Raw genomic sequence first — 4,435 nt, 5'->3', positions numbered from 1 at the left:
TTGCGCACACCGCGGCGATCCTGTTGGCCGCCGAACAGATCGGCGCCGCTGAACGGTGTCTGGAACTGACCGTCGAATACACCAAGAACCGAGTGCAATTCGGGCGTCCGATCGGCAGCTTTCAGGCGCTCAAGCACCGGATGGCCGACCTCTATGTCGCGGTGGAAGCGGCCAAGGCCGTCGTGTCCGACGCCTGCGACCAGCCCACTCCCACCAATGCCGCCACCGCGCGGGTGGCCGCCTGCGAGGCGCTGTGCGCCGTTGCCGCCGAAGGCATCCAGCTCCATGGGGGCATCGCGATCACCTGGGAACACGACATGCACCTGTATTTCAAGCGCGCGCATGGCAGCGCTCAACTACTGGCGCCGCCGCGAGAGCTGTTGCGTGGGCTGGAATCGGAAGTGATCCATTCGTGAGCGCCGCCGTCGCGCTGCGCGCCGGTATACCGCCGTTCTACGTGATGGACGTTTGGCTGGCCGCCGCCGAACGCCAGCGCAGCCATGGAGATCTGGTGAACCTGTCGGCGGGCCAGCCCAGCGCGGGCGCGCCGGAGCCGGTGCGGGCTGCGGCGGCCGCGGCCCTGCATCTCAACCAGCTCGGTTACACCGTGGCACTGGGCATTCCCGAGCTGCGGGCCGCGATCGCCGCTAATTACCAGCGCCTATACGGCATCGACGTCGAGCCGGACGCGGTCGTCGTGACCACCGGCTCCTCGGGCGGTTTCCTGCTGGCCTTTCTGGCATGCTTCGACGTGGGCGACCGCGTCGCGCTGGCCAGCCCCGGGTATCCGTGTTACCGAAACATCCTGTCCGCGTTGGGGTGTGAGGTGGTGGACATCCCGTGCGGACCGCAGACGCGATTTCAGCCCACCGCCGGCATGCTCGCCGAGCTCGACCCGCCGGTGCGGGGCGTCGTCGTCGCCAGCCCGGCCAACCCCACGGGAACGGTCATTCCCCCGGAGGAGCTGGCCGCGATCGCGCACTGGTGCGAGGCCTCCGGGGCGCGGCTGATCAGCGACGAGGTGTACCACGGGCTGGTCTACCAGGGGGCACCTGAAACCAGCTGTGCCTGGCAAACGTCGCGAAACGCGGTGGTGGTCAACAGCTTTTCGAAGTATTATGCGATGACCGGCTGGCGGCTGGGGTGGCTGCTGGTGCCACCTGAACTTCGGCGAGCGGTGGATTGCCTGACCGGCAACTTCACCATCTGCCCGCCGGTCCTGTCCCAGATCGCCGCGGTGGCTGCCTTCACCCCGGAAGCGACCGCCGAGGCCGACGGCAACCTGGAGCACTACCGGGTCAACCGCTCGCGGCTGCTCGACGGCCTGCGCCGCATCGGCATCGAGCGGTTGGCGCCCACCGACGGTGCCTTCTATGTTTACGCCGATGTCTCGGACTTTACCGACGACTCGCTCGGCTTCTGCTCAAAGCTGTTGGCCGACACCGGCGTTGCCATCGCGCCGGGCATCGACTTCGATACCGGCCGCGGGAGTTCGTTCGTCCGGCTCTCCTTCGCCGGACCGACCGACGACATCGAGGAGGCCCTGCGGCGAATCGGGCCGTGGCTCGCCAGCCGCTAAACGCCGATAACCGCGTCGATGCGGGCTTCGAGCGCAGCGCGCTCACCCGTATCAGCTATGTTGATACCGAACCGGTCGATGAGGGCGTCGACGACGGCGCCCGCGTCGTCCAGGCGGATCTTTTCGCTCGCGTCGGCACGGTGGATGGTCAGGTCGCGGCCGCGCAGGTTCAGCCGGGCCTCGTCGGTGATCCGCGCGGCCATCAGGGCGGTCACGAACTCCGAGGCGGGGTGCGTCGACACGAACCAGCTTCCGACATTGCGATCGATAGCCGGCTCGGTCCGCGTGGCGAATTCGTAGAGCGGCGACCACTCGCCTCGAACCAGCGCCTGCAGCACCAGCCCATCGCCGCGGTCCTCCAATCGGTACGGCCCGTGAGTCGTCTGTTGCACGGTGCCGGTTTCGATCCGGATGGGCGAGGTCGGCGTCTGGCCGCCGAAGCCGACGTCGACGAGGTATGAACCCCGAGAGCCGGGAAACGTTACCGTCAGGAGCGTGTGCGCCTGTGCGGGAACGGGTGCGTCGGGCGGGCGCATCCAGACGACTCGACCGCCGAGCCACCGCACCCGAAAGCCCACCTCGGCGAGGACATAGCCCATCAGCCCGTTGTGCTCGTAGCAGTAGCCGCCCCGCCGCCGATGAACCAGCTTGTCGACAAGGGCCTTCGGGCTCAGGTCGTCGACCGGCATGCCCATGAGCGGATCCAGGTTTTCGAACGGGATCGTTTCCAGGTGCGCCGTCACCAGATCCTGCAGCGCAGCGAGGTTGGGCTCGGGAACACCGCGATATTCGATCCGGTCGAAATATGCCTGCAGATCCAGCGTCATGCGCCCATTCTTCCCGTCGCCGCCTAGCGCTTGTCTTTTTGTGGCTTGTTTTATATGTGCCGAACATGGGCAACCGGCTAGTAGAGCCATAAGACAGGCCAAGCACCACACATATCGATCTACCTACGGAGCGCCCGATGAGCACCAGCTTTTGGATTGTGATTGCCGTGGCCGCGGCAGTCCTGTTGATCGCCTTGCTGATCTTTGCGGCCAGCAGAGCAACGCGTCGGCGCCGCATGCGGCAGGCCGAAGAGATCCGCGAGCAGGCCAGGCTGGAGACCTCGAGGGTCGAACGACGCCAGGCGCTCGCCGATGAGACGGCGGCCAAGGCCCGCGCTGCACAGGCCGAGGCGGAGGCCAAGGCCGCCGAAGCAGCCAGGCTGCAGGAGCGCGCGGCGACGCACCACAGCGACGTGGCGGCATCGCGTGAGCAGCTCGAGGAACAGCTGAAGCGAGCCGACAGCATTGACCCATCGGTTCGTCGGGAACAGCACGAGACGCCGGAGCAGGGGCGTGATCAACATCAAGGTCGTGACGAGGCGTGGAGTGAGGAGCTCCGCGAACCCGCGACCGACAACTACCGCGACGCCAATTATCGGCCGTCGTCCTGAAGGGCCCTGAGGTTTCGGTCGCGTTCAGCGGCGGATTACACGAGTTGACGAACCCGTTGCCGGCATTCGCGGGCGATTTCTTGTTCGCGGGCATAGAGCATGCCGTAGGTGAAGCCGTTCTCCCCCACCGTGGTTCCGGCCGCCAGTCCCATCCTGCGGAGTGCTTGCGCCGCGACCGCGGTGTCCTGATGGTCACCGAGCAAGGTCTGAATGTGCTTGTAGTGCTTGATGGTTCGTCTTGCGCGCTTGGCGTTCCCCAACGGCCTGCATAGTTCGCCGGCGTAGCGAGCGCGCTTGGCGGCCTTTCGCGCCCGGTGCAGCATGGCAGCTTTCCCGGAGTCGCCCGGTTGCAGGGCCGCGGCCAACCGCCGATCCGCCTTGCGCCGTGCACGACGGGCATGCTTGCGCAAGTTGTCCGCCGAGACCACTCCTGTGAGGGGCGCGTCGGTGCGCCATTCCAGCAGCGTGGCCATCATCGCGTGGTAGCGCTCGGAAGCCATGGCTTCGGCGACCCGTTTGCGGGCCGGCAACTCGACGGCTCGCATGTCGGTGCGGATCCGCGACTCGACGGGACCAAGGACCAGCTCTTCGGGCATGCCGTCAAGCGCCTCGCTGAACCGGCTCTGCTGCACTTGGCAGTCGCGTACCTCGCCGAGCAGCCCGGCGAACCATTTGAGTTCGGCGTCCATGTCACCGATCCGAGACGCGTCCAACACCTTGCCGAAGACTCGCAGCGTGCTGCGGAGCCGCCGGATGGCCACCCGGGTGTCGTGAATGGGATCTTGGCCGCGACGCAGTTTCGTGTCGCCGTCCGCTATCTGGTCGATCTGAGCGTTGAGATACTCCGTCAACGCCCGGGTGGCTGAGGAGCGCATAGGACACTGCATTCCCGAAGATGCGCCGGGGTCAAACATCGGTCCGCCGAGCGAGCGGAAACATCTACAGCCAGGTGTCCTGCGTGGTCGCGGTGAGGAACGCTTCCAGGTCGTCGCGCCATTGCGCGGGCGTCGTCTTGTCCGGTTCTATGCCGGTGTATTCGCCGCGATAGAACAGCAGCGGCCGCGGCTTGATCTTCGGCGCCTCGGAAACAAACTCAGCGAGCGAGTTGACGGCGCCGAACACCACGAAGTGATCCCCGCCGTCGTGCACCGACGCCACGGTGCAGTCGATGTGGGCCAGCGACCCGTCGATGATCGGCGAACCCAGTTCTGAAGGGCGCCAGTCGATGCCCGCGAACTTGTCGGGTTCCTTCGACCCGAATCGGGCCGACACGTCCTTCTGCTTCTCGGTCAGGACATTGACGCAGAACCGGCCGCTGGCCTGGATCGCCTGGAACGACCGCGAGACCTTCGTCGGGCAGAACAGCACGAGGGGCGGCTCCAGCGACAGCGCAGCGAAAGACTGACAGGCAAAGCCGA

At 66.4% G+C, this 4,435-nt stretch carries 6 protein-coding genes; 3 read left to right on the top strand and 3 right to left on the bottom strand.

Annotated elements, in window-relative coordinates; all coding sequences use genetic code 11:
* Nucleotides 1-416 (top strand): acyl-CoA dehydrogenase family protein (locus tag JO059_RS09580; RefSeq protein ID WP_293316071.1); only part of this gene is annotated, 416 nt, incomplete at its 5' end.
* A complete protein-coding gene (locus JO059_RS09575; protein ID WP_293316069.1) occupies nt 413-1,579 on the top strand; it encodes a pyridoxal phosphate-dependent aminotransferase in 1,167 nt (388 codons plus the stop codon). The genes JO059_RS09580 and JO059_RS09575, both read left to right, overlap by 4 nt.
* Here the strand turns inward: JO059_RS09575 and JO059_RS09570 are convergent.
* The gene (locus tag JO059_RS09570) at nt 1,576-2,406 is read right to left on the bottom strand and encodes an arylamine N-acetyltransferase (protein ID WP_293316067.1); all 831 of its coding nucleotides are present in this window, start codon (nt 2,404-2,406) and stop codon (nt 1,576-1,578) included. The genes JO059_RS09575 and JO059_RS09570 overlap by 4 nt on opposite strands.
* Before the next feature lie 137 nt (nt 2,407-2,543).
* Between JO059_RS09570 and JO059_RS09565 the strand changes: the two genes are divergently transcribed.
* On the top strand, nt 2,544-3,017 hold the full coding sequence (locus tag JO059_RS09565; RefSeq protein WP_293316065.1) for a hypothetical protein: 474 nt from the start codon (nt 2,544-2,546) through the stop codon (nt 3,015-3,017).
* 35 nt (nt 3,018-3,052) lie between these two features.
* Here JO059_RS09565 and JO059_RS09560 read toward each other — a convergent pair whose 3' ends face one another.
* Together JO059_RS09560 and hsaB are read right to left on the bottom strand one after the other, a co-directional pair.
* Complete coding sequence (locus JO059_RS09560) at nt 3,053-3,892, bottom strand: CHAD domain-containing protein (RefSeq protein ID WP_293316063.1); 840 nt, start codon at nt 3,890-3,892, stop codon at nt 3,053-3,055.
* Nucleotides 3,893-3,956: 64 nt separating this feature from the next.
* Nucleotides 3,957-4,435 (bottom strand): 3-hydroxy-9,10-secoandrosta-1,3,5(10)-triene-9,17-dione monooxygenase reductase subunit (hsaB, locus tag JO059_RS09555; protein ID WP_293316061.1); only part of this gene is annotated, 479 nt, incomplete at its 5' end.

Source organism: Mycobacterium sp., assembly GCF_019247615.1.
Lineage (GTDB): Bacteria > Actinomycetota > Actinomycetes > Mycobacteriales > Mycobacteriaceae > Mycobacterium.
The sequence above is the reverse complement of the archived record's forward strand: the minus strand, read 5'-3'. Positions and strand labels throughout refer to the sequence as shown.

What these genes read in the sequence shown, in the direction of transcription:
- JO059_RS09560 (WP_293316063.1), bottom strand. Translation starts at nt 3,892, where the DNA reads ATGCGCTCCTCAGCCACCCGGGCGTTGACGGAGTATCTCAACGCTCAG.
- JO059_RS09565 (WP_293316065.1), top strand. Translation starts at nt 2,544, where the DNA reads ATGAGCACCAGCTTTTGGATTGTGATTGCCGTGGCCGCGGCAGTCCTG.
- JO059_RS09570 (WP_293316067.1), bottom strand. Translation starts at nt 2,406, where the DNA reads ATGACGCTGGATCTGCAGGCATATTTCGACCGGATCGAATATCGCGGT.